The organism is Curtobacterium sp. MCBD17_032 (assembly GCF_003234855.1).
GTDB lineage: Bacteria > Actinomycetota > Actinomycetes > Actinomycetales > Microbacteriaceae > Curtobacterium.
The window spans coordinates 328,169-350,810 of the sequence record NZ_QKTO01000001.1 but is presented as its reverse complement, the minus strand read 5'-3'; the positions used below and the strand labels follow the sequence as shown (position 1 = coordinate 350,810).

The window sequence follows — 22,642 nt, the reverse complement described above, 5'->3', positions numbered from 1 at the left end:
TACCATGGGTTCTCTCGGTGGCACGCAACGGAAGGGCAGTCATGCGCGAGCTCATCATCATCGGTTCCGGTCCCGCCGGGTTCACGGCCGGCATCTACGCCGCGCGCGCTGAGCTGAAGCCGCTCATCGTCGCCTCGAGCGTCGAGACCGGCGGCGAACTGACCAAGACGACCGAGGTCGAGAACTTCCCGGGCTTCCCCGAGGGCGTCCAGGGCCCCGACCTCATGATCAAGATGCAGGAGCAGGCCGAGAAGTTCGGTGCCGAGGTCCTGTACGACGACGCCGTCTCGGTCGACCTCACGGGCCAGGTCAAGAAGGTCACGGTCGGCTCGGGCGAGACGTACGAGGCGCTTGCGGTCGTCTACGCGACCGGGTCCGCGTACCGGCACCTGGGCCTCCCGGACGAGGAGCGGCTCTCCGGACACGGCGTCTCCTGGTGCGCCACGTGCGACGGTTTCTTCTTCCGCCAGAAGAACATCGCCGTCGTCGGCGGCGGCGACTCCGCGATGGAGGAGGCGACCTTCCTCACGCGCTTCGCCGACAAGGTGACGATCATCCACCGCGGGGACTCCCTGCGCGCGTCGAAGATCATGCAGGACCGCGCCATGAACGACCCGAAGATCGAGTTCGCCTGGAACAAGCAGGTCACCGGCATCACGGGTGACTCCGCGGTCGAGGGCGTCACGCTCACGGACACGGTGACCGGCGAGGAGTCCTCGATGGCACTCGACGGCCTGTTCATCGCGATCGGCAACGACCCGCGCACCCACCTCGTGCACGGCCAGCTCGAGATCGCCCCCGAGGGCACGCTCGCCGTCGAGGGTCGGTCGTCCCGCGCGGTCGGCGTCCCCGGCGTGTTCATCGCCGGTGACGTGCTCGACCCGACCTACCGCCAGGCGATCACCGCCGCCGGCTCCGGTGCCGTGGCAGCACTCGACGCCGAGAAGTACCTCGCCGACCTCGACCACAGCATCACCGACGAGGCCGAGGGCGTCACCCCGACCGAGGCGATCATCGACGTCACCGCGCGGGTCTGACCCGGGCGCGGCCGGCCGGGGGAATGCCCGGTCGGTCGACCACGTTCACCTCACCGAACCGACTTCCGTCGAAGGAGCAAGCATGAGCAACGCAAAGGCCGTCACCGACGCCACGTTCGAGGCCGAGGTCCTCAAGTCCGACAAGACGATCCTCGTCGACTTCTGGGCCGAGTGGTGTGGCCCGTGTCGTGCGGTGTCGCCGATCCTCGACCAGATCGCGGCAGAGCACGCCGACAAAATCGAGATCGTCAAGCTCAACGTCGACGACAACCCGCAGTCGGCCATGAACTACCAGATCACGTCGATCCCGGCGATGAAGGTGTTCAAGGGCGGCGAGGTCGTCAAGACCGTCATCGGCGCCAAGCCGAAGCCGGCCCTCGAGGCCGACCTCGCGGACTTCCTCGCGTAGGCACCGCAGCACAGACCCGGACGCCCCGTCCTCCATTCCATCGGAGGGCGGGGCGTTCGCCTGTTCCCGGGCCGATGTCCACCCGCCTGGCGGGGCGGACGCGGGGCGGGCCTCCAGGCAGGAGCGGGCCACCGATCGACGATCGGCCTCGTCGCGGACCAACGGATGTCCGGTTGCATGTCGTACTGTGGCGAGAACGACCGAGTGGAGGTAACTCGATGACGAACGGCAACAGTCTCGACCCCTGGTACGACTCCTACGCCCAGCGCACCGCCGGGTTGAGCGCCTCCGAGGTCCGAGCCCTGTTCGCCGTCGCGTCGCGGCCCGAGGTGGTCTCGCTCGCCGGCGGCATGCCGTACGTGTCCGCACTGCCCCGCGAGCTCGTCACCGGCTCGATCGACCGTGTCATGCAGGACGACGCGGCCATGGCACTGCAGTACGGCGGCGGGCAGGGACTCCGCCCCCTCCGCGAGCACATCGTCGACGTGATGAGCCTGGAAGGCATCCGTGCCAGCCCGGAGGACGTCGTGGTCACCACGGGGTCCCAGCACGCCCTGGACCTCGTCACGCGGCTGTTCATCGATCCGGGCGACGTCGTGCTCGCGGAGTCGCCGTCCTACGTCGGGGCCATCGGCGTGTTCCGGTCGTACCAGGCCGAGACCGTCCACGTGACGACCGACGAGCACGGCCTGGTCCCCGAGGCCCTCCGAGAGACGATCGGCCGTCTCCGGGCTGCTGGCAAGCGGATGAAGTTCCTCTACACGATCCCGAACTTCCACAACCCCGCAGGCGTCACGATGAGCCGCGAGCGCCGTATCGAGGTCCTCGACATCTGTCGCTCGAACGACATCCTCGTGCTCGAGGACAACCCGTACGGGCTCCTCTGGTTCGACGAGCCCGCACCGCAGGCGATCCGGTCGATCGACGACGAGGGCGTGGTGTACCTCGGATCGTTCTCGAAGACCCTCGCGCCCGGGTTCCGCGTCGGTTGGGCCCTCGCGCCGCACGCCATCCGCGAGAAGCTCGTGCTCGCGAACGAGTCCGCCGTCCTGGCACCGAACTCCTTCGGCCAGTACGTCGTGAACGCCTACCTCGACGCCGCCGACTGGAAGGGCCAGATCGACACGTTCCGCGGGCTCTACGCCGAGCGCCGGGACGCCATGCTCTCCGCCCTGGGGGAGTTCCTGCCGGACCTGCGCTGGACGGTCCCGAACGGTGGCTTCTTCGTCTGGCTGACCCTGCCGGACTCCCTCGACTCGAAGGGCATGCTCCCGCGCGCCGTGAAGGAGCTCGTCGCCTACACACCAGGGACGGCGTTCTTCGCTGACGGTCGCGGAGCGGGCAACATCCGCCTGTCGTTCTGCTACCCGACGTCGGACCAGATCCGCGTCGGCGTCAAGCGCCTGGCATCCGTGGTCAACGACGAGCTCGAGCTCATCGAGACGTTCGGCCCGTCGGCACGTACCACGCCGTCGGTTAGCCGCTCGACGGTCAGCTCGCCGCCGCCGAACCTGTCCTGATCAGGACATTCCGCTCCATCGCTCGCCTTTCGCAGAGGATCCCACATGGCTGAGTTCGCCCGCCGCCACGTCGTCGTCGTCGCCGGGGGGATCTCCCACGAACGCGACATCTCCCTGCGGTCCGGTCGACGAGTCGCGGACTCGCTCGCCGGCTACGGCTGGCAGGTCGACCTCCGCGACGCAGACGCGTCACTGCTCCCCGCTCTGGCCGCGGACCGCCCCGACGTCGTGTGGCCGGCCCTGCATGGTGCCTCGGGAGAGGACGGTGCGCTGCGCGGCATCCTGGAGGCGCTCGACATCCCGTACGTCGGCTCACGCTCGACATCGGCTCGGCTGGCGTGGGACAAGCCGACGGCCTCCGCCCTCGTCTCCCGAGCCGGAGTCCGCACCCCGCGGTCGGTGACGCTGTCGCACGACGTCTTCCGGGAACTCGGCGCCGTCGGCGTGCTCCAGGCCATCGCCGCCGAGCACCCGGTCCCGCTCGCGGTCAAGCCGGCGCGGGGCGGCAGCGCGCAGGGCGTCACCCTGGTGGAGGACGTCGACGACCTGCCACGGGCGATGGTGTCGGCGTACACCTACTGCGAGGACGCCGTCGTCGAACAGCTCATCCGCGGCACCGAGATCGCCGTCGGCATCATCGACACCGGCGACGGGCCCCTCGCGCTCGCACCGGTGGAGATCGTGCCTCGCAACGGCGTCTACGGGTACGAGGCGCGCTACAACGCGGGGGAGACGACGTTCTACACGCCCGCTCGCCTGCCGGAGGAGGCCTCCAGCGCCGCCTCGGCAGCCGCCGTGCTGGCCCACCGGGCCCTCGGGCTTCGACACATCTCGCGCGTCGACATCATCGTGGACGGTGCGGGGACGCCCTGGTTCCTCGAGGCGAACGTGCTCCCGGGACTCACCGAGACGTCCCTCGTTCCGCAGGCGCTGACGGCTTCCGGGTTCGACCTCGGGTGGACATATGCCGAGCTCGCGGAGCAGGCCATGCGGGACCACGCGGCCTGACTCCTGCTGCTCGGCAATGTTCCACGTGGAACGTCGCGGGTTCGACCACCCGCGGTGAGCGGTGTCCGGTTCAGCTCCAGGCTCGAGCAGGATCCCAGCGGTCGACTATGGGGGTCGCGCTGCTGACGCCCGCGGACCTGCGTCGATGAAAGTCGCCTCTCCCACCGTCCACCGTCCGACCGGCTCCAGCCCTCGTCCAGCTCAAGCGTCGCCCTCACACGGGCTCGGAAGGGTGGGCGGTCATCGGACCAGCCAGACACACACCCATCGAGAGCCCACCGCGGCACACGGGTTCTGTTCTGCCATCGAGCGCCCGCCCGGAGGTCGCGGCTTGCTGCCCGACGCGCGAGTGCGCCCTCCGTGCCGGTCGGCACCACCCCGCGCACCGCACGCTCCTCCACCGAGCACGAGTCCTGCGCGCCCGCCCGCCTTCGTCGGCCACAGCCCTGCACATCTCGCCGACGTGATGGCAGACGGCGTCCACGGAGCGAGCCGACACCCTCTCGCCACAGCGCTGATGCCGTCGATCCATACCAGGTCTGTCGCCGCACGAGCAGCGGCGCCAGAGGGACAGCGCTCGGGTAAGACCGGTACGCGTCGACGTGTGTCACCTGCCGCGGGATCACCAGGACTCCGCGCCGTCACGGGCGGCGTACACCAGCACGTCCGTGGTCGCGATCGCCGCACCCCGATTCGGCACAGTACGCCACACAGGGCGGCGGTACCGGCAATGCTCGATGGTGATCGAGCATGGAGCCCAGTCACACCCACCCATCGAGCACGGGACCGATCGGACACGGGGCGTCCTGCTTCGGCCTCAGCGTCCTTCCTCCACGAAGTTGATGGGAATGAAGCGTGCCGCTGTATCGAGGCGGTCACCCCGAGACCTTCGGCTGCACCACCGCTGGCTTCGCCACGGACCGGGTGCAACGACGACTCGTCCTCGTGAGCGCGCAGGATCCCGGCGCCCGGGGGAGTGGCAGCAGCCCTCTTTCCAACCGGCCGTCGGACCAGCGTTCATGGCATTCCACGTGGAACATCTCGGGGAATTCCGGCCGCCAGCCGTTGCGGCCGGGACCGTGTCAAAGCGCTCCGCGGCTCCGCGACCAGGCTCGCGTCGGCCTTTGATGGCGCTCACCTCCGGCCGCCTCCACCAGGGGCGCGTGTTCCACGTGAAACCTCGCGGACCTGCCGGCGAACATCGCGTCGGCCCGCCGTCGCGAACCACGTACACCCGAGCGATCCAGGTGCCGTTGCATGTCCGGTACCTCACTCGGTTGACGCATGGCCGGTCAGCCAGCCGACGCCCACGGGGCGACGACCAGCGCGCCCAGCGCGGTGCCGTCCACCGCACGCGGAAGGTCCCCGCACCCGGGCGGATCGGCATCGCCACCGACTTGCAACCATGTCCTCAAGCCCGCAGGGGCCGGCAGCGCGGTGCGACTGCTTGCATGCTCACGGATCTCGATCGGCGCTCGCCCCGTCGTGGCGCCTCGCAGTCCGACGAGCTTCCCCACCCTCGGTCCGACCGACCGACCGACCGACCGTTGCGTGGAGTCAGGAGTGCGGCCCGCGGAGTGGCGCGCTCCTCACGCGACACCGTGCCGACGCGGACCCCAACGGCATCGCTCGTGGCGTCCAAACAGCCCTCTGCGGGCCCGGGACGGTCCTCGCGACTACAGGGGAGTCTCCTGTCCCGTTCGGCGCTCAGCGAGCCGCTCAGCCGCTGGCAGACCATAGCGGTCTCGCCGCGGCTGCCACGCGGGACAGACCGGACGTGAAGGCTTCCTCATTCTGTTCCGCAGCCGCTCGGTGAACTCTCACCATGCCGTGGAGCGTTGACCTCGAGATCGCGGGACGTCACGAGTGGTCGTCAGCCGGCCAGGTCCTCGATGCCGAGCTCCCCGAGGATCCGATTCAGATCGTCGGCGGTGGCGAAGTCGATCGTGACGGAACCCTTCCGTGCTCCGACCGCGATCTTCACGCGCGTGTTCAACCGATCGCCGAGTCGCTCCGCCATGTCGTTGAAGTGCACCTGCCGCTTCGAGGGCTGGGTCGGCGCCTTCGTCGGCGTCTTCGAGGACAGCTGCTGGGCGATGGCCTCGGCGGCGCGAACGGACAAGTCCTCGTTCACGATCTTCTCCGCGAGGTACTCCATCGCTTCCGCGTCCGGCGCTGCGAGGATCGCGCGGGCGTGCCCGGCCGAGAGCACGCCGGCGGCCACGCGGCGCTGCACGGGGGAGGGGAGCCGGAGCAGGCGGATGGTGTTCGTGATCTGCGGTCGGGACCGGCCGATGCGCTGCCCGAGCTGCTCCTGCGTGATCCCGAAGTCTGCGAGGAGCTGCTGGTACGCGGAAGCCTCTTCGAGCGGGTTGAGCTGAGCACGGTGCAGGTTCTCGAGCAGCGCGTCGCGCAGCATCGCGTCGTCCGGGGTGTCCTTGACGATCGCAGGGATCGTCGCCAATCCGAGCTCCTTCGTCGCCCGGAGACGACGCTCGCCCATGATCAGCTCGTACTGCGGCTCGGTCCCCGCAGCGCCGCTGATCGGCCGCACCACGATCGGTTGCAGGAGCCCGATCTCGCGGATCGAGTGGATCAGTTCCTGGAGTTCCTCCTCACGGAACTCCTTGCGGGGCTGTTGCGCGTTCGGGACGATGTCGAGCGGATTGAGGCTGGCGAGCCGCGCGCCGGGGACCGCCAGGAGTTCTTCTGCCGTTGCCGGCTGACCGGATGCGGCGTTCGCGTCCGCAGCCGTGGTGCCGCCCGTCGGGAAGAACACGTCGACGGGCCGCTCGTGCTCGTTCGCGGTGGGGATGAGCGCGCCGATACCGCGCCCGAGTCCGGTTCGCTTGGGTGCCATCAGTGCTTCGCTCCTCGTTCTGCGATCTCGGCTGCAGCCTCCAGGTAGGACAGCGAGCCACTCGAGTTGACGTCGTACGAGACCACACTCTGCCCGTAACTCGGCGCCTCACTGACGCGTACGGATCGCGGGATCATCGCCTTCAGTACCTGGTCGCCGAAGTGCTCGCGGACGTCGTTCGCTACCTGGTTCGCCAGGTTCGTCCGACCGTCGTACATGGTCAGCAGGATCGTCGACACGGCCAGGTTCGGGTTGAGGTGCCGCTCGATGAGGTCGATGTTGCGCAAGAGCTGGCTGAGTCCCTCGAGGGCGTAGTACTCGCACTGGATCGGGATCAGCACCTCCTTGGCGGCCACGAAGGCATTGATCGTCAACAGCCCGAGCGACGGCGGGCAGTCGATGAAGACGTAGTGGTAGGGCTCCTCGACCGAGGCCAGGTACTGGTCGAGTGCGGTCCGGAGGCGCTGTTCGCGGGCAACCAAGGAGACCAGCTCGATCTCCGCGCCAGCAAGGTGGATGGTCGCCGGGACACACCAGAGCGTCTCGGACTCGGGGGACCGCTGGACAGTGTCCGCGATCGGTGCCTCGTCGACGATCACGTCGTAGATGCTCGCCACCTCGGCCTGGTGGTCGATCCCGAGCGCAGTCGACGCGTTGCCCTGCGGGTCGAGGTCGATCACGAGCACTCGGGCCCCGCCGTGTGCGAGGGCAGCGGCGAGGTTCACCGTCGTGGTCGTCTTCCCGACCCCGCCCTTCTGGTTCGACACCGTGAAGACACGGGTCGCATCCGGCAATGGGAACTGCTGCGTGGCGATCGCCCGGCGTCGGCGGTTCAGGTCGGCTATCTCCCGCGCCAGGGGCGTCGAAGCGTCGTAGTCGGTCGATGAACTCAACGAGTGCCTCTTCCCCGGTCGGTGTTTCACGTGGAACATGGGCCGTGGGCCCGGACGCGACTCCAGCGCTCAGCGGCAGGCTGCGGTCAGACCTGACCGGTGGCGTCAATCAACTGTAGCCCGGAAGACGCGCGTGGTCTCCTCGACCACTCCGACTCCGAGCTCGAGGACCTCGACGTCTGCCAGGCGCTTTCGGAGGATGACCTTGCGTGCCGCTGCGACCTCGTCATCGACGCGAGCGCCCTTCATCAGGATGAGCTCACCGCCAGACCGGACGAGCGGAACGGTGAGGGGGATCAACTTCGAGAGTGCGCTGACCGCGCGAGCCGTGACCTGGTCCAGCACGAGATCGTCAGCGACGTCCTCTGCCCGAGCACGAACGACGGTCACGTTGTCGAGACCGAGCCGCGCCGCTTCACCGCGCAGCCATTCGACGCGGCGCTCCATCGGTTCGATGAGGGTCATGGAAACGTCGGGGCGCGCGATGGCCAACACGAGTCCCGGCAGCCCCGCACCCGAGCCGACGTCGCCCACGGTCCCGCCACTCAGGAGCAGCGGGGCGAGCAGCGCGGAGTTGAGGATATGTCGCGTCCACAGCCGGGGGAGCTCGAGTGGACCGATGAGACCGAGCTCCTCGCCGCGACGGGCCAACTCGTTCGTGAACGACCGGGCGACGTCGAGACGGTCGCCGAACAGTGTCGCTGCAGCTGCCGGTTCGACCTCGAGGACCGGAGCGTCAGCCGACCCTGCCTCGGTCATCGCGTGATGACCGTGTGCCGGTCGCGACCCTCGCCCTCGGACTCCGAGTGGAACCCCTTCTCGGACACCAGATCGTGCACGAGCTTGCGCTCGTAGGAGGACATCGGCGGCAGTGCCGCCGTCGTCGAACCCGCTTCGATGCGCTCGATCGCGGTGTCGACGAGGCGCTGGAGCTCCGTGGCCCGGGCGTCTCGCGACCCACCGATGTCCAGGATGAGACGGCTGAACTCGCCGGTCTCCGCCTGGACCGCGATGCGCGTGAGTTCCTGCAGCGCGGACACGGTGTCGGGCTTGGCGAGCACGCGGAGCGCCTCTCCGTCGTCCGTTACCGTCAGGTAGACACGTCCGGCGCGCTCCTCGATCTCGATGTCACCGTCGAGGTCGCAGATGTCGAGCAGCTCTTCGATGTAGTCGGCAGCGATGTCCGCTTCGTCGCGGCTCTCGTCGTCGCCGTCCTGGGCCGCAGACTGGTCGAGCACCTGCTCGTCCGCTGTGTCGACGACGGTGGTGTCCTGCTCGGTCACTTGCTCTTCCCGTTCTTCTTGGCGCGCGACTTGCCGACCGGCTGCTGGCGCTGCGTGGTGACCCGTGCCTGCACCTCGGCGACCGAGGCGCCCGTGCCGGCCTCGGTCAGGACCCCGGCCGATGCGGGAGTGCCGCGGCGCTGGGCCTTCTTGGCGAGCCGCGCTTCACGAGCCAGGGCCGCTTCCGAGCCCGGCGTCGGCATGCTGCGGATGACGAAGTACTGCTGGGCCATGGTCCAGATGTTCGACGCGAGCCAGTAGAACATGACGCCCAGCGGGAAGGAGAGACCGGAGATCACGAAGACCAGCGGGAGGATGTACAGCATCATCTTCTGCTGCCGGTACATCGGAGACTCCTTGGTCTCCGGCGACATGTTCTTCGCGACGAGCTGCAGCTGCGTGATGAACTGCGACGCGGTCATCACGACGATCATGATCCCCGCGATGATCCGGACTTCCCAGCCCGACGCGTTCGTGAAGGTCTCGTGCAGCGGGGCACCGAACAGGGCCGCGTTGCCGAAGTCGGCCGCGAGCTCGTTCGTGAGCAGACCGATGCCGGCCTTGTTGATCTGCGCCTCGTGCAGCACGGAGTACAGCGAGAAGAAGATCGGCATCTGGATGAGCAGCGGCAGGCAGGAGCTGAGCGGGTTCGTCCCGGTCTCCTTGTACAGCGCCATCGTCTCGCGGGACATGGCCTCGCGCGAGAACTGGTCCTTCTTGCCCTTGTACTTGTCCTGGATCTTCTTCAGCTGCGGCGCGACCTCGAGCATGCGGCGCTGCGACTTGATCTGCCGCACGAAGATCGGGATCAGCGCGGCACGGACCACGAAGGTCAGGAAGATGATCGACAGGACCCATGTGATGCCCGCGGACGGGTCCATCCCCATGGTCTCGAAGAGCCAGTGGAACCCGACGAGGATCGCGGACACCACCCACTTGAGCGGCCAGAGGAGAGTGTTCAGGATCTCCATGAGGAGGTCACGCCTTTCGAGTGCGCTGAGGGAACAGCACCGGTCGGGTCATCCCGGCCGTGTCCTGCTGTTGCTGCGGGCTCGGTGCGAGCACGAACCCGAACCGACTGACGTTGAAGGGGCGGCGACGTTCCCTGACGTCGTCGATCCCACCGGCGGCCCAGGGGTTGCACCGTGCGATCCGCCACGCTCCCATGGCCGAACCGCGGACGACCCCGTACTGCTGGATCGCCTCGAGTGCGTACCGGGAGCACGAGGGGTGGTACCGGCACACGTTGCCGTAGAGCGGCGAGACCACCGCTCGGTAGGCCCGGAGCACGACGACGCACGCGTTGCGCGGGAGCAACGCGACGACCCAGAGGAACCGGTTCATGCTGCCTTCTCCACACCCCGTGCGAAGGAACGCGAGATGTCTCCGAGCAGGGTAGGCCATCCGGCCTGCGCAGCGGCTGGCAGTGCGCGCACCACGACGTCGTACCCGGACGGAGCGCTCGGGAGCAGGTCGTGTGCGATCGCCTTCATCCTGCGCCGTACGAGGTTGCGGGTGACCGCGTTCCCGACGGTCTTCGCGACGATGAACCCGAACCTGGTGGGACCACCATCGTCATCGAGGCGACGGACCACGGACACGACGACGTGCGCCGTGGCGCTCCTGCGGCCACGACGCACGGTCGATCGGTAGTCGTCGCCTCGGACGATGCGGTTGGCCCGGGCCAACACGGCGAGGACCCCGCGGATCAGGCGGAGAGCTCGGTGCGCCCCTTGCCGCGACGTGCGGCGAGGATGGCGCGGCCGGCGCGGGTGCGCATGCGGGCGCGGAAGCCGTGCTTCTTGGCGCGGCGGCGGTTGTTCGGCTGGAAGGTGCGCTTGCTCATGATGATCTCCACACGGCTGCTCGCGGCGAGCCGTCACGTATGCATTGGTTGACGCGGATGGCGCGACCGAACGGCCGCAGTCAACTGGACAACGGTACGTGACGACGGCTGGGAGGTCAAACGTCCTCGCTCACGGCCGCACCCCGTGCCCGGGACGTCGGGGTTCTCCACACTGGGGACAACTCCCGTTGGGTGGGAGGCGGTGCGGTCCCGTACAGTTGGGGCACTGCACGGCTGGATGCCCGGTACTGCGGGGGAGTACCTCACCCGTCCCGGGCGGACCAGCCGGACACCACACTGTGGACAACCCTGTGGGAAGCTCGATGTCGGACCAGCGCCGAGGACACCGCGGCAGCCGTCCACGGAACGCGGGGACGGCACCACCCGTCCCCGCGTGTCGCCGGGTCTGGCCGCCACTGCCGTACCGAGGCGGGCGCGACACCACACCCGAAGCCGCAACCGAGCAACGAGACCAGGAGACGAGCGCGACATGACGCCGGCCGACCCCGTCGAGGACCTCTGGTCGTCAGTGCTCGGCATCCTGTCCGACGACGACCGCATCACGCCGCAGCTCCACGGCTTCCTCAACCTGGTCGAGCCGAAGGGCGTCCTGGCCGGCACCCTCTACCTCGAGGTGCCGAACGACCTCACCCGCGGGATGCTCGAACAGCGCATCCGGGTGCCCATCACCGAGGCGGTCTCCCGCATCGGGGACGACTCGGTGGCGAACTTCGCGATCACGGTGAACCCCGACATGGCCTCCGAGCCCCGGGTCGACGCCGTCGCAGTACCGTCCTACGCCGAACCGGTACAGGAGCAGGTGCAGCAGACCGCGGCTCCCCGGCAGTACATCGAGGCACCGTTCGTCCCGAGCCAGGTCGACTCCCCGGGGACGAGCGGGCGCCCCGAGTCCCGGCTCAACCCGAAGTACAACTTCGACAACTTCGTCATCGGCGCCTCGAACCGGTTCGCCCACGCAGCCGCCGTCGCGGTCGCGGAAGCGCCGGCGAAGGCGTACAACCCGCTCTTCATCTACGGCGACTCGGGCCTCGGCAAGACCCACCTGCTCCACGCGATCGGCCACTACGCGGAGAGCCTGTACCCGGGCATCCGCGTCCGGTACGTGTCGAGCGAGGAGTTCACGAACGACTTCATCAACTCGATCGCGAACAACCGCTCGAACCAGTTCCAGCAGCGGTACCGCGACATCGACATCCTGCTCATCGACGACATCCAGTTCCTGCAGGGGAAGGACTCCACACAGGAGGCCTTCTTCCACACCTTCAACACCCTGCACGACCACAACAAGCAGGTCGTGATCACGTCGGACGTCGCCCCGAAGCACCTCACCGGGTTCGAGGACCGGATGCGCAGCCGCTTCGAGTGGGGGCTCATCACCGACGTCCAGGCACCGGACCTCGAGACCCGCATCGCGATCCTCCGCAAGAAGGCGCAGTCCGACCACCTGCAGGTGCCGGACGACATCCTGGAGTTCATCGCGTCGAAGGTGTCGAGCAACATCCGCGAGCTCGAAGGCACGCTCATCCGGGTCACCGCGTTCGCGAGCCTCAACCGGACGGCCGTCGACATGGCGCTGGTGCAGACGGTCCTCAAGGACCTGATCACCTTGGACGAGGACAACGTCATCGCGCCGACGGACATCATCAACCACACCGCCGAGTACTTCAAGCTCTCGGTCGACGACCTCTACGGCTCGTCCCGGTCCCAGGCGATCGCCACCGCCCGTCAGATCGCCATGTACCTCTGCCGTGAGCTGACGAGCCTGTCGCTCCCGAAGATCGGTCAGCTGTTCGGCAACCGCGACCACACGACCGTGATGTACGCGAACAAGAAGATCGCCGAGCTCATGAAGGAGCGGCGGTCGATCTACAACCAGGTCACCGAACTGACCAGTCGGATCAAGCAGGACCGCCGGTACCGGTAGGCAGTCCCTCCACGCCACCCCCCGTCCAGGAGGCCCGTCCAAGACCCGGGATCGGCCTCCTTCTGCGTGCGTCCACCATCTGAGACGGTTCCATGCGCCGGATTCCCCACAGTGTGGAAAGCCTGTGGATAACTGTGGAGGACACGCCGCTCCGTTGTTCACAGCTGGAGGGCTGCTTGTGGAAACTGGGGATGGAAGTGGATAGACGAAGAATCCTCATCCAGAGGCCGTGCACATGCCGCCAACAAGTCACACCGGTGTAGTTCCCTGTCGACGAGCGGCATCCCCAGAGTTGTCCACAGTGTGCACAGGCGTTAAGACCATTACTCCTCTCTTCTCTCTCCCTCTCCCTGGGCCAACCCCTGGGGACGGCGGATGACACGGATCGGCGGTCTGCCGCCGCTGTGCCACAATGGGGCGGCCGGACAGTCAACCGATCGACAGGGGTCCACGCTGTGAAGTTCGAGGTCAACCGGGACGTCTTCTCCGAAGCCGTCTCCTTCGCGGTGAAGCTCCTCCCACAGCGCACGACCCTCCCGATCCTCTCCGGCGTGCTCATCCATGCCGACGGTGATCGACTCACGCTCTCCTCGTTCGACTACGAGGTGTCGGCGCAGACGTCGATCGCGGCTCAGATCGACGACCCCGGCACGGTGCTCGTCTCCGGTCGCTTGCTGAACGACATCGCGAGCCGTCTGCCGAACGCCCCGGTCACGTTCTCGACGGATGACTTCCGCATCACCGTCACCTGCGGATCGGCGCACTTCACCCTGCTGTCCATGCCGGTCGAGGAGTACCCGACCCTCCCGGAGATCGGCCCGCAGACCGGCGTCATCCCGGGGGACTCGTTCTCCGAGGCCGTCTCCCAGGTGGCCGTCGCCGCAAGCCGCGACGACGTCACCCCGGTCATCACCGGCGTCCAGCTCGAGGTCGGGGAGAGCGACGTCTCGCTCATCGCGACCGACCGCTACCGTGTCGCCGTCCGGACCATCCAGTGGGACTCCGGCCGACCCGGTGGTGACGACGACGCTGCGCCGACGCTGCACGCGCTCGTCCCGGCCCGCACGCTGCAGGAGGTCGGCCGTACGTTCGGCTCGGCCACGACCGTCTCGGTGTCGATCAGCGGTGGCTCCGACCGTGAGCTCATCGCGTTCCAGGCCGATGACAAGACCGTGACGTCGCTGCTCATCAAGGGCAACTACCCGCCGGTCCGTCGGCTCTTCCCCGACACTGTCCAGGACCACGCCGTGATCAACACCGCCGAACTGGTCGAGGCGGTCCGACGGGTGTCCCTCGTCCTGGAGCGCGAAGCCGCGCTCCGGTTCTCCTTCTCGGTCGACGGGCTCACGCTCGAGGCGATCGGTTCCGAACAAGCGCAGGCGTCAGAGTCGATCGATGCGTTGCTGACTGGTGAGGAAACGGTGGTCTCCCTGAAACCGGCCTTCCTCCTGGACGGGTTGAATGCGGTGCACTCCGAGTTCGTCCGGATCTCCTTCACCAAGACGGAGAACCCGAACAAGCCCGGACCGGTCCTGATCACCGGGCAGTCCTCGCGAGAGGAAGCTGCCACGGACGGGTACCGGTACCTGTTGCAGCCCAACCTGCTGCTGCGCTAGCCGCAACAGCCATCCAGCGCTGACGCGTGGACACCAGCATCAGCGCGACATCGACGAAGAAGAGGAAATCATGCAGATCGGTCTTGTCGGCCTCGGGAAGATGGGCAACAACATGCGTGCGCGTCTGCGCAACGCAGGGATCGACGTCGTCGGGTACGACGCCAACCCCGCCGTCTCGGACGTCGCCGACCTCGGCGCACTGGCAGAAGCCCTCACCGACAGCAAGCGTCTCGTGTGGGTCATGGTCCCGCACGGCAAGATCACCCACGACGTGATCTCCGACCTGGCCGGCGTGCTCAGCGAGGGCGACCTCGTCATCGACGGTGGCAACTCGAAGTGGCTCGACGACACCGTCCACGCCGAGCAGCTCGCTGCCAAGGGCATCCGCTACATGGACGCCGGCGTATCCGGCGGTGTCTGGGGCAAGGACAACGGCTACGGTCTCATGGTCGGCGGTGCTGCCGAGGACGTCGAGTTCGCGATGCCCGTCTTCGACGCACTGCGCCCCGAGGGCCCGCGCGAAGAGGGCTTCTCGCACGCTGGCGGCATCGGCGCGGGCCACTACGCGAAGATGGTCCACAACGGCATCGAGTACGCGATCATGCAGGCGTACGGCGAGGGCTACGAGCTCCTCGAGGCGAAGGACATCATCAAGGACGTCCCCGCCGTGTTCGCCGGATGGCAGCGCGGCACCGTCGTCCGCTCCTGGCTGCTCGACCTGATGGTCCTCGCGCTGAACGAGGACCCGAAGCTCGACGCCATCGAGGGCTACGTGGAGGACTCCGGCGAGGGCCGGTGGACCCTGGAAGAGGCCATCGAGCACGCGGTGCCGATGCCGGCGATCTCGGCGTCCATCTTCGCGCGCTTCGTCTCGCGTCAGGGCAGCGCGTCCCCGACGATGAAGGCCGTCGCGGCACTCCGCAACCAGTTCGGCGGCCACGCCGTCAAGAAGGCGTAACCGGTCGGGGTAACCCCCTCGACCCGTTTCGGCCCGCGTGCACGTCGACCATCTGCAACTCTCCGACTTCCGGAACTACCGGGAGGCGGACGTCGACTTCGCACGCGGGCCGAACCTGTTCGTCGGTCGGAACGGCCAGGGCAAGACGAACCTGGTCGAGTCGATCGGGTACCTCTCGACCCTCGGGTCGCACCGCGTCCCCACCGACGCGGCGCTCGTGCGACAGGGATGTGACTCGGCGATCGTCCGGGCACGGCTCGCGCACGAGGACCGCAGCATCCTCGCCGAGGTGCAGATCAACCGGACGGGGTCGAACCGGGCGCAGGTGAACCGGTCCGCGATCAAGCCCCGCGAGCTCCCGCGCTACTGCACCAGCGTGCTCTTCGCCCCCGAGGACCTGGCACTCGTCCGCGGCGAGCCGTCGGGGCGCCGGCGGATGATCGACGAGCTCCTCGTCCAGATCGCCCCGCGCATGCAGGGCGTGCTCGCCGACTACGACCGCACGCTCCGCCAGCGGAACACCCTGCTGAAGTCGGCCCGCGCGACCGGGGTGAAGGCCGGGGCGCTCTCGACGCTCGACGTCTGGGACGACCGGCTCGTGGCGTTCGGCGCCGAGATCATCGCCGCCCGCGACCACCTCACCCGCCGGCTCGCCCCGTTCGTCACGGAGTCGTACGCGACGGTCGCCGGTGAGCGGCACCAGGCGTCGATCGCCGGTGTCCTCAGCGTGCGGGGTGCTGATCCGGAGGACGCGGCGGCCACCGACCCGGTGCTCGGGACGCCCGAGGAACCGGTCACGACCGCGTCCGCGGCAGAGGCGTTCCGCGTGGCGCTCGAGCGCCGTCGGCGGGACGAACTGGACCGCGGCCTGACGCTGACCGGACCTCATCGGGACGACGTGCTCTTCGAGCTGAACGGGTTACCGGCCCGCGGGTACGCCAGTCACGGGGAGTCCTGGTCGTTCGCGCTCGCGGTGCAGCTGGCGTCGGCGACGATCCTGCGTGCCGAGTCCTCCCTCGGCGACCCGATCATCATCCTCGACGACGTGTTCGCGGAGCTCGACGAGTCACGGCGGGAGCGCCTGGCCGGGGCGGTCGCGGACTACGAGCAGGTGCTCATCACGGCGGCGGTGCACGGTGACGTGCCGGACCAGCTCGCCGCGCACACCGTGCGGATCGAGGCGGGTGCCATCGTGCCGGACGCGGAGGACGGGAGTCGGGCCTCCCGTCCGGGGGTGCCGGAGGCGATCGACGTCACCGCGGCGGCGGACGTGCCCGCCGCGGCCGAGCCGCACGAGTCAGACCCGTCCGAGTCAGACCCGACCGAGCAGGGTCCGGCCGTGCCCACGCCCACCGATCGCGCCCGGTCGGACGACCCCGCGCACCGGGCGGCACCCTGATGCCGAAGCCGTGGAAGCCGGCCGAGCCCTCGCGGGTGTACCAGCACTTCAAGGCCGTGTTCGGCGACCCGTCGAAGCGGGGGGTCGACGCGCGTCGGCGCCGGGCCGCCGGACAGGACCCGGATTCGGTGCCGTACGGGAAGGGACGGGAGCCCACCGGCCTCGGCGACGTGATGGGTGCGCTGACCGCCGAGCTCGGATGGACGGAGCCACTGGCACGCTCGGAACTGTTCGTCGACTGGCCCAGCGTGGTCGGGGAGGAGCTGGCGAAGCACTCCACCCCGGTCACCATCGAGGACGGCGCCCTGGTCATCCGGTGCGACTCGACGGCGTGGGCGACGCAGCTCCGACTCATGCGCGGGACCGTCACGACGACCATCGCACAGCGGTACCCGGCGGCGGGCGTGGAATCGATCCGGGTTTCCGGCCCGGACGCCCCCACGTGGAAACGGGGCCTCAGGTCGGTCCAGGGGCGCGGCCCCCGCGATACCTACGGTTGACCAGACGAAATCATCCTTCCGTCGGGGATTCGTCGCTCTGTGAGGCGTACGGCCCCCGGTCGGAGCCCTGCCTGCGGTAGACTGGGACGTGCAGTGTGCGGGTGTTCCGCGCGCAGGCAGGAGCACTCCCGACATGACATCTGAATCTGACGACGACCAGCGAGACCCGCAGAACGACGAGGCCCAGCCGCAGGCCCCGCAGAGCGAACCATCGTACGGCGCAGACCAGATCCAGGTGCTCGAGGGGCTCGAGGCCGTCCGGAAGCGTCCGGGCATGTACATCGGGTCGACCGGACCGCGTGGTCTCCACCACCTGGTGCAGGAGATCGTCGACAACTCCGTCGACGAGGCCCTCGCCGGCTACTGCGACACGATCGACGTCACCATCCGCGAAGACGGCGGTGTCCGCGTGGTCGACAACGGCCGCGGCATCCCGGTCGACATCCACCCGAACGAGGGCATCTCGACCGTCCAGCTCGTGCTGACCGTCCTGCACGCCGGCGGCAAGTTCGGCGGGGGCGGGTACGCCGTCTCCGGTGGTCTGCACGGCGTCGGGTCCTCCGTCGTGAACGCCCTCTCCAGCGAGCTCGACGTCGAGGTCCGGCGGCAGGGCCACGTCTGGCGCCAGAGCTACACGGACGGCGTGCCGGTCGCCCCCCTGTCCCAGGACGAAGCCTCCGACGTGACGGGCACCACGATCACGTTCTGGCCGAACGCCGAGATCTTCGAGTCCGTCGAGTTCGACTACGAGACGCTCCGGACCCGGTTCCAGCAGATGGCCTTCCTCAACAAGGGGCTGCGCATCACGCTGACCGACGAGCGGACGCCGGCCGAGGGCGAAGAGGCGCGCAAGGACTCCTTCCGCTACGAGCGCGGTCTCGCCGACTACGTCGAGTACCTCAACGCGCAGAAGAAGGCCGACCTCGTGCACCCCGACGTCATCGGGTTCGAGGCCGAGGACCCGGAGCGCAAGATCGCGCTCGAGGTCGCGATGCAGTGGAACACCTCGTACCAGGAGAGCGTCCACACCTTCGCGAACACGATCAACACGCACGAGGGCGGCACCCACGAAGAGGGCTTCCGCGCTGCACTGACGACCCTCGTCAACCGCTACGCGCGCGAGACGAAGATCATCAAGGAGAAGGACGACAACCTCACGGGTGACGACATCCGCGAGGGGTTGACCGCCGTCATCTCCGTGAAGCTCGGCGAACCGCAGTTCGAGGGCCAGACCAAGACCAAGCTCGGCAACACCGAGGCGAAGTCCTTCGTCCAGCGCGTGGTCGGCACCGAACTCGTGCACTGGTTCGAGAGCAACCCGTCGCAGGCACGCGACGTCGTCCGCAAGGCGATCCAGGCCTCGCAGGCGCGGCTCGCCGCCCGCAAGGCCCGCGAGACCACCCGTCGCAAGGGGCTCCTGGAGTCCGGCGGCATGCCGGGCAAGCTCAAGGACTGCCAGTCCAAGGACCCGACGGTGTCGGAGATCTTCATGGTCGAGGGTGACTCCGCCGGCGGTTCCGCCGTGCAGGGGCGCAACCCGATGACGCAGGCGATCCTGCCGCTGCGCGGCAAGATCCTCAACGTCGAGAAGGCCCGCCTGGACCGCGCCCTGGCCAACCAGGAGATCCAGTCGATGATCACGGCGTTCGGCGCCGGCATCGGCGAGGACTTCGACCCGGACAAGGCCCGGTACCACAAGATCGTGCTGATGGCCGATGCCGACGTCGACGGCCAGCACATCACGACGCTGCTGCTCACGCTGCTGTTCCGCTACATGCGTCCGCTCATCGAGCGCGGCTACGTGTACCTCGCGCAGCCGCCGCTGTACCGCCTGAAGTGGTCGAACGCGGCCGACCAGTACGTGTTCAGCGACCGCGAGCGCGACGCGATGCTGCAGTCCGGCATCGCCGCCGGCAAGCGCATCCCGAAGGACAACGGGATCCAGCGCTACAAGGGCCTCGGCGAGATGGACTACAAGGAGCTCTGGGACACCACGATGAACCCGGACACCCGCACGCTCCTGCAGGTCACGCTCGAGGACGCCGCCGCGGTGGACAGCGTCTTCGCGACGCTGATGGGCGAGGACGTCGAGTCCCGTCGCCAGTTCATCCAGCAGAACGCGAAGGACGTCCGCTTCTTGGACATCTAGGCCGGGAGGCGCGGCGCACACCGCGTCGACCCGTCCCGACCCCTCGTGGTCGCGCCCGGCGTGACCAACGGACGACGAGCCTCCAGGCTGTCAAGGAAGGCAACGCAAGCACATGGCTGACGACAACGAGAACGGCGCCGACGAGCCCGAGATCGTGCACGGCTCGAGCGGGGACATCGTCGTCTCCGGTGACCGCATCTCGCAGGTCGACCTGCAGTTGGAGATGCAGCGCTCGTACCTCGACTACGCGATGTCCGTCATCGTCGGCCGTGCGCTGCCGGAGGTCCGTGACGGCCTGAAGCCCGTGCACCGCCGCGTGATCTACGCGATGTACGACGGCGGGTACCGGCCGGACCGGGCCTTCTCGAAGTGCTCGCGTGTGGTCGGCGACGTGATGGGCCAGTTCCACCCGCACGGCGACAGCGCCATCTACGACGCGCTCGTCCGCCTGGTGCAGCCGTGGTCGCTCCGGTACCCGCTCGCGCTCGGCCAGGGGAACTTCGGGTCCCCCGGCAACGACGGCGCCGCTGCCCCGCGGTACACCGAGACCAAGATGGCCCCCCTCGCGCTCGAGATGGTGCGTGACATCGAGGAAGAGACCGTCGACTTCCAGGACAACTACGACGGTCGCACGCAGGAGCCGTCGATCCTGCCCTCGCGGTTCCCGAACCTGCTCGTCAACGGCTCGGTCGGCATCGCGGTCGGCATGGCCACGAACATCCCGCCGCACAACCTGCGAGAGGTCGCTGCCGGTGCCGTGTGGGCGCTCGAGCACCCGGACGCCTCGCGTGAGGAGCTCCTCGAGGCGCTCATGCAGCGCATCAAGGGCCCGGACTTCCCGACCGGTGCGCAGATCCTCGGCACGCGGGGCATCGTCGACGCCTACCGGACCGGTCGCGGCTCCATCACGATGCGCGCGGTCGTCAACGTCGAGGAGATCCAGGGCCGCACCTGCTTGGTCGTCACCGAACTGCCGTACCAGGTGAACCCGGACAACCTCGCGATCAAGATCGCCGAGCTCGTCAAGGACGGTCGTCTCGCGGGCGTCGCGGACATCCGCGACGAGACCTCGGGTCGGACCGGGCAGCGACTCGTCATCGTGCTGAAGCGGGACGCGGTCGCCAAGGTCGTGCTGAACAACCTGTACAAGCACACGCAGTTGCAGGAGAACTTCGGCGCCAACATGCTCGCGATCGTCGACGGCGTGCCCCGCACCCTCGCGCTCGACGGGTTCATCTCCGCGTGGGTCGACCACCAGATCGAGGTCATCGTCCGACGGACCCGGTTCCGTCTGCGCGAGGCCGAGAAGCGCGCGCACATCCTGCGCGGGTACCTCGCGGCACTCGATGCCCTCGACGAGGTCATCGCGCTCATCCGTCGCTCGCCCGACGTGGAGGAGGCGCGCAACGGCCTCATGGAGCTGCTCTCCGTCGACGAGATCCAGGCCCGTGCGATCCTCGAACTGCAGCTGCGTCGTCTGGCCGCCCTCGAGCGCCAGAAGATCCACGAGGAGGCCGAGGCCCTCGAGCTGAAGATCGCGGACTTCGAGGACATCCTCGCCCGGCCGGAGCGCCAGCGGACGATCATCGTCGAGGAGCTCACCGAGATCGTCGACCGCTTCGGCGACGACCGCCGGACCGAGATCATGCTCGGCTTCGACGGCGACATGAGCATGGAAGACCTCATCCCCGAGGAAGAGGTCGTCGTCACCATCACCCGGGGCGGCTACGTCAAGCGCACGCGGAGCGACCAGTACCGCTCGCAGCACCGCGGCGGCCGTGGGGTCCGTGGGGCCCAGCTCCGCGCGGACGACGTCGTCGAGCACTTCTTCGTCACGACGACCCACCACTGGCTGCTCTTCCTCACCGATCAGGGCCGCGTCTACCGGGCGAAGGCGTACGAGCTGCAGGAAGCCGGGCGCGACGCCAAGGGCCAGCACTCGGCAAACCTCCTCGCCATGCAGCCGGACGAGCAGATCCAGCAGGTGCTCGACATCCGTGACTACGAGGCCGCGCAGTACCTCGTGCTCGCCACCGAGCAGGGTCTCGTGAAGAAGACCGCGCTCACCGAGTACGACACGAACCGTACCGGCGGCATCATCGCGATCAACCTGCGCGAGGGCGACACGCTCCGCTCGGCCCTGCTCGTCGACGAGCACGACGACCTGCTCCTCGTGTCCCGCCACGGGATGTCGCTCCGGTTCACCGCGACGAACGACGCCCTGCGGCCGATGGGCCGATCGACCTCCGGCGTGAAGGGCATGTCCTTCCGTGGGGACGACTCGCTCCTCTCCGCGTCGGTCGTGTCGGACGACGGGTTCGTCTGGGTGATGACGGAGGGCGGCTACGCGAAGCGCACCTCGGTCGACCAGTACCGCATCCAGGGACGCGGCGGACTCGGCATCAAGGTCGCCCGTCTGGCGGCCGATCGTGGCGATCTGGTCGGTGCCCTCATCGTCGGTGAGGACGACGAGGTGCTCGTCGTGCTGCAATCGGGCAAGGTGGTAAGGTCTGCCGTGGCCGAGGTCCCCGCCAAGGGACGCGACACGATGGGGGTCGTCTTCGCGAGGTTCGCGGAGAACGACCGGATCATCGCCGTGGCCCGTAACAGCGAGCGGAACCTGGACGACCAGGAGGACGCCGAGATCGAGCCCGCCGGCCCGGTCGAGACCGTCAGCCCGGACGAAGCGGTCGCCGACGCCGCCGACGCAGAGCTCGTGGAGGAAGTCTCCGCGGAAGCGCTGCCCACCGACGCCGAGCCTGCCGAGGCCGGAGAGGACGAGTCAAGCAATGAGTAGTGTCGCCGAGAAGCTCCAGCGGAAAGCGAAGCGGCCGGTCGGGACTCGTCAGGTCCGACTCCGTCTGGTCTACCTCGACTTCTGGTCGATGGTGAAGATCTCCTTCCTCATCGCCCTCGCCGGCTCGATCGTCATCGTCGTCGCCACGGCCCTGGTCTGGGTCATCCTCAACCAGACCGGTGTCTTCGAGCAGATCGACAGCCTGTTGAAGGACGTCACCGGGCAGAACAGCTACTCGATCATGGACCAGTTCTCGCTGGGCCAGGTCCTCGGCTTCTCGATCGTCGTCGGCATCCTCAACGTCGTCGTGGGGACGGTGCTCGGCGCGATCGTCAGCGTCCTGTACAACCTCAGCGTGCGGATCACGGGCGGCGTGCTCGTGGGCTTCACCAACAACTGACCCGGTCCGGGTGGCGCCGATC

General features: G+C 68.3%; 20 protein-coding genes. 12 read left to right on the top strand and 8 right to left on the bottom strand.

Features of this window, described 5'->3' with window-relative positions; genetic code table 11:
• The first annotated feature begins 41 nt into the window (after positions 1-41).
• The 4 genes from trxB to DEI91_RS01705 all read left to right on the top strand — a co-directional run bounded on the left by trxB (position 42) and on the right by DEI91_RS01705 (position 3,974).
• Positions 42-1,037, top strand: a complete 996-nt coding sequence (gene trxB / locus DEI91_RS01720) for a thioredoxin-disulfide reductase (protein WP_111050640.1) — start codon at positions 42-44, stop codon at positions 1,035-1,037.
• Positions 1,038-1,119: 82 nt separating this feature from the next.
• The gene (gene trxA / locus DEI91_RS01715; RefSeq protein ID WP_110825783.1) at positions 1,120-1,446 is read left to right on the top strand and encodes a thioredoxin; all 327 of its coding nucleotides are present in this window, start codon (positions 1,120-1,122) and stop codon (positions 1,444-1,446) included.
• A 218-nt stretch (positions 1,447-1,664) separates the two neighbouring features.
• The gene (locus DEI91_RS01710) at positions 1,665-2,966 is read left to right on the top strand and encodes a PLP-dependent aminotransferase family protein (RefSeq protein ID WP_111050639.1); all 1,302 of its coding nucleotides are present in this window, start codon (positions 1,665-1,667) and stop codon (positions 2,964-2,966) included.
• A 45-nt stretch (positions 2,967-3,011) separates the two neighbouring features.
• Positions 3,012-3,974: a D-alanine--D-alanine ligase gene (locus tag DEI91_RS01705; RefSeq protein WP_111050638.1), complete on the top strand. Its 963-nt coding sequence runs from the start codon at positions 3,012-3,014 to the stop codon at positions 3,972-3,974.
• Between the two features lie 1,873 nt (positions 3,975-5,847).
• Here the strand turns inward: DEI91_RS01705 and DEI91_RS01700 are convergent.
• The 8 genes from DEI91_RS01700 to rpmH all read right to left on the bottom strand — a co-directional run bounded on the left by DEI91_RS01700 (position 5,848) and on the right by rpmH (position 10,856).
• Positions 5,848-6,834, bottom strand: a complete 987-nt coding sequence (locus DEI91_RS01700) for a ParB/RepB/Spo0J family partition protein (RefSeq protein WP_111050637.1) — start codon at positions 6,832-6,834, stop codon at positions 5,848-5,850.
• Positions 6,834-7,766 carry a ParA family protein gene (locus tag DEI91_RS01695; RefSeq protein WP_111050636.1) on the bottom strand — a complete coding sequence of 311 codons (933 nt, stop codon included), beginning with the start codon at positions 7,764-7,766 and terminating at the stop codon, positions 6,834-6,836. Before DEI91_RS01695 ends, DEI91_RS01700 begins: the two co-directional genes overlap by 1 nt.
• A 66-nt stretch (positions 7,767-7,832) precedes the next feature.
• Entirely contained in the window at positions 7,833-8,486 is a 654-nt protein-coding gene (gene rsmG / locus DEI91_RS01690; RefSeq protein ID WP_111050635.1) for a 16S rRNA (guanine(527)-N(7))-methyltransferase RsmG, read from the bottom strand.
• Positions 8,483-9,010, bottom strand: coding sequence for a R3H domain-containing nucleic acid-binding protein (locus DEI91_RS01685; RefSeq protein WP_111050634.1), 528 nt, complete (start codon positions 9,008-9,010; stop codon positions 8,483-8,485). The genes rsmG and DEI91_RS01685 overlap by 4 nt, the downstream gene beginning before the upstream one ends.
• Positions 9,007-9,981 (bottom strand): membrane protein insertase YidC, encoded by a 975-nt coding sequence (yidC, locus tag DEI91_RS01680; protein ID WP_111050633.1) that lies wholly within the window; start codon positions 9,979-9,981, stop codon positions 9,007-9,009. The genes DEI91_RS01685 and yidC overlap by 4 nt, the downstream gene beginning before the upstream one ends.
• Positions 9,982-9,988: 7 nt before the next feature.
• The gene (gene yidD, locus DEI91_RS01675; RefSeq protein WP_111050632.1) at positions 9,989-10,354 is read right to left on the bottom strand and encodes a membrane protein insertion efficiency factor YidD; all 366 of its coding nucleotides are present in this window, start codon (positions 10,352-10,354) and stop codon (positions 9,989-9,991) included.
• On the bottom strand, positions 10,351-10,701 hold the full coding sequence (rnpA, locus tag DEI91_RS01670) for a ribonuclease P protein component (RefSeq protein ID WP_111050631.1): 351 nt from the start codon (positions 10,699-10,701) through the stop codon (positions 10,351-10,353). Before rnpA ends, yidD begins: the two co-directional genes overlap by 4 nt.
• A 17-nt stretch (positions 10,702-10,718) precedes the next feature.
• On the bottom strand, positions 10,719-10,856 hold the full coding sequence (gene rpmH, locus DEI91_RS01665) for a 50S ribosomal protein L34 (protein WP_043595303.1): 138 nt from the start codon (positions 10,854-10,856) through the stop codon (positions 10,719-10,721).
• Between the two features lie 490 nt (positions 10,857-11,346).
• Here rpmH and dnaA point away from each other — a divergent pair, with 490 nt between their 5' ends.
• The 8 genes from dnaA (at position 11,347) to DEI91_RS01625 (ending at position 22,620) form a co-directional block, all read left to right on the top strand.
• Entirely contained in the window at positions 11,347-12,801 is a 1,455-nt protein-coding gene (dnaA, locus tag DEI91_RS01660) for a chromosomal replication initiator protein DnaA (RefSeq protein ID WP_111050630.1), read from the top strand.
• Between the two features lie 455 nt (positions 12,802-13,256).
• On the top strand, positions 13,257-14,417 hold the full coding sequence (dnaN, locus tag DEI91_RS01655; protein ID WP_111050629.1) for a DNA polymerase III subunit beta: 1,161 nt from the start codon (positions 13,257-13,259) through the stop codon (positions 14,415-14,417).
• A 49-nt stretch (positions 14,418-14,466) separates the two neighbouring features.
• Positions 14,467-15,375 carry a phosphogluconate dehydrogenase (NAD(+)-dependent, decarboxylating) gene (gene gnd / locus DEI91_RS01650; RefSeq protein ID WP_375537662.1) on the top strand — a complete coding sequence of 303 codons (909 nt, stop codon included), beginning with the start codon at positions 14,467-14,469 and terminating at the stop codon, positions 15,373-15,375.
• Positions 15,376-15,412: 37 nt separating this feature from the next.
• A complete protein-coding gene (gene recF, locus DEI91_RS01645) occupies positions 15,413-16,774 on the top strand; it encodes a DNA replication/repair protein RecF (protein WP_111050627.1) in 1,362 nt (453 codons plus the stop codon).
• Positions 16,774-17,274, top strand: coding sequence for a DUF721 domain-containing protein (locus DEI91_RS01640; RefSeq protein ID WP_111050626.1), 501 nt, complete (start codon positions 16,774-16,776; stop codon positions 17,272-17,274). The genes recF and DEI91_RS01640 overlap by 1 nt, the downstream gene beginning before the upstream one ends.
• Positions 17,275-17,407: 133 nt before the next feature.
• Positions 17,408-19,423 carry a DNA topoisomerase (ATP-hydrolyzing) subunit B gene (gene gyrB / locus DEI91_RS01635; protein ID WP_111050625.1) on the top strand — a complete coding sequence of 672 codons (2,016 nt, stop codon included), beginning with the start codon at positions 17,408-17,410 and terminating at the stop codon, positions 19,421-19,423.
• A 112-nt stretch (positions 19,424-19,535) separates the two neighbouring features.
• Entirely contained in the window at positions 19,536-22,220 is a 2,685-nt protein-coding gene (gene gyrA / locus DEI91_RS01630) for a DNA gyrase subunit A (RefSeq protein WP_181439432.1), read from the top strand.
• Entirely contained in the window at positions 22,213-22,620 is a 408-nt protein-coding gene (locus DEI91_RS01625) for a DUF3566 domain-containing protein (protein ID WP_111050624.1), read from the top strand. The genes gyrA and DEI91_RS01625 overlap by 8 nt, the downstream gene beginning before the upstream one ends.
• The last annotated feature ends 22 nt before the right edge of the window (positions 22,621-22,642 follow it).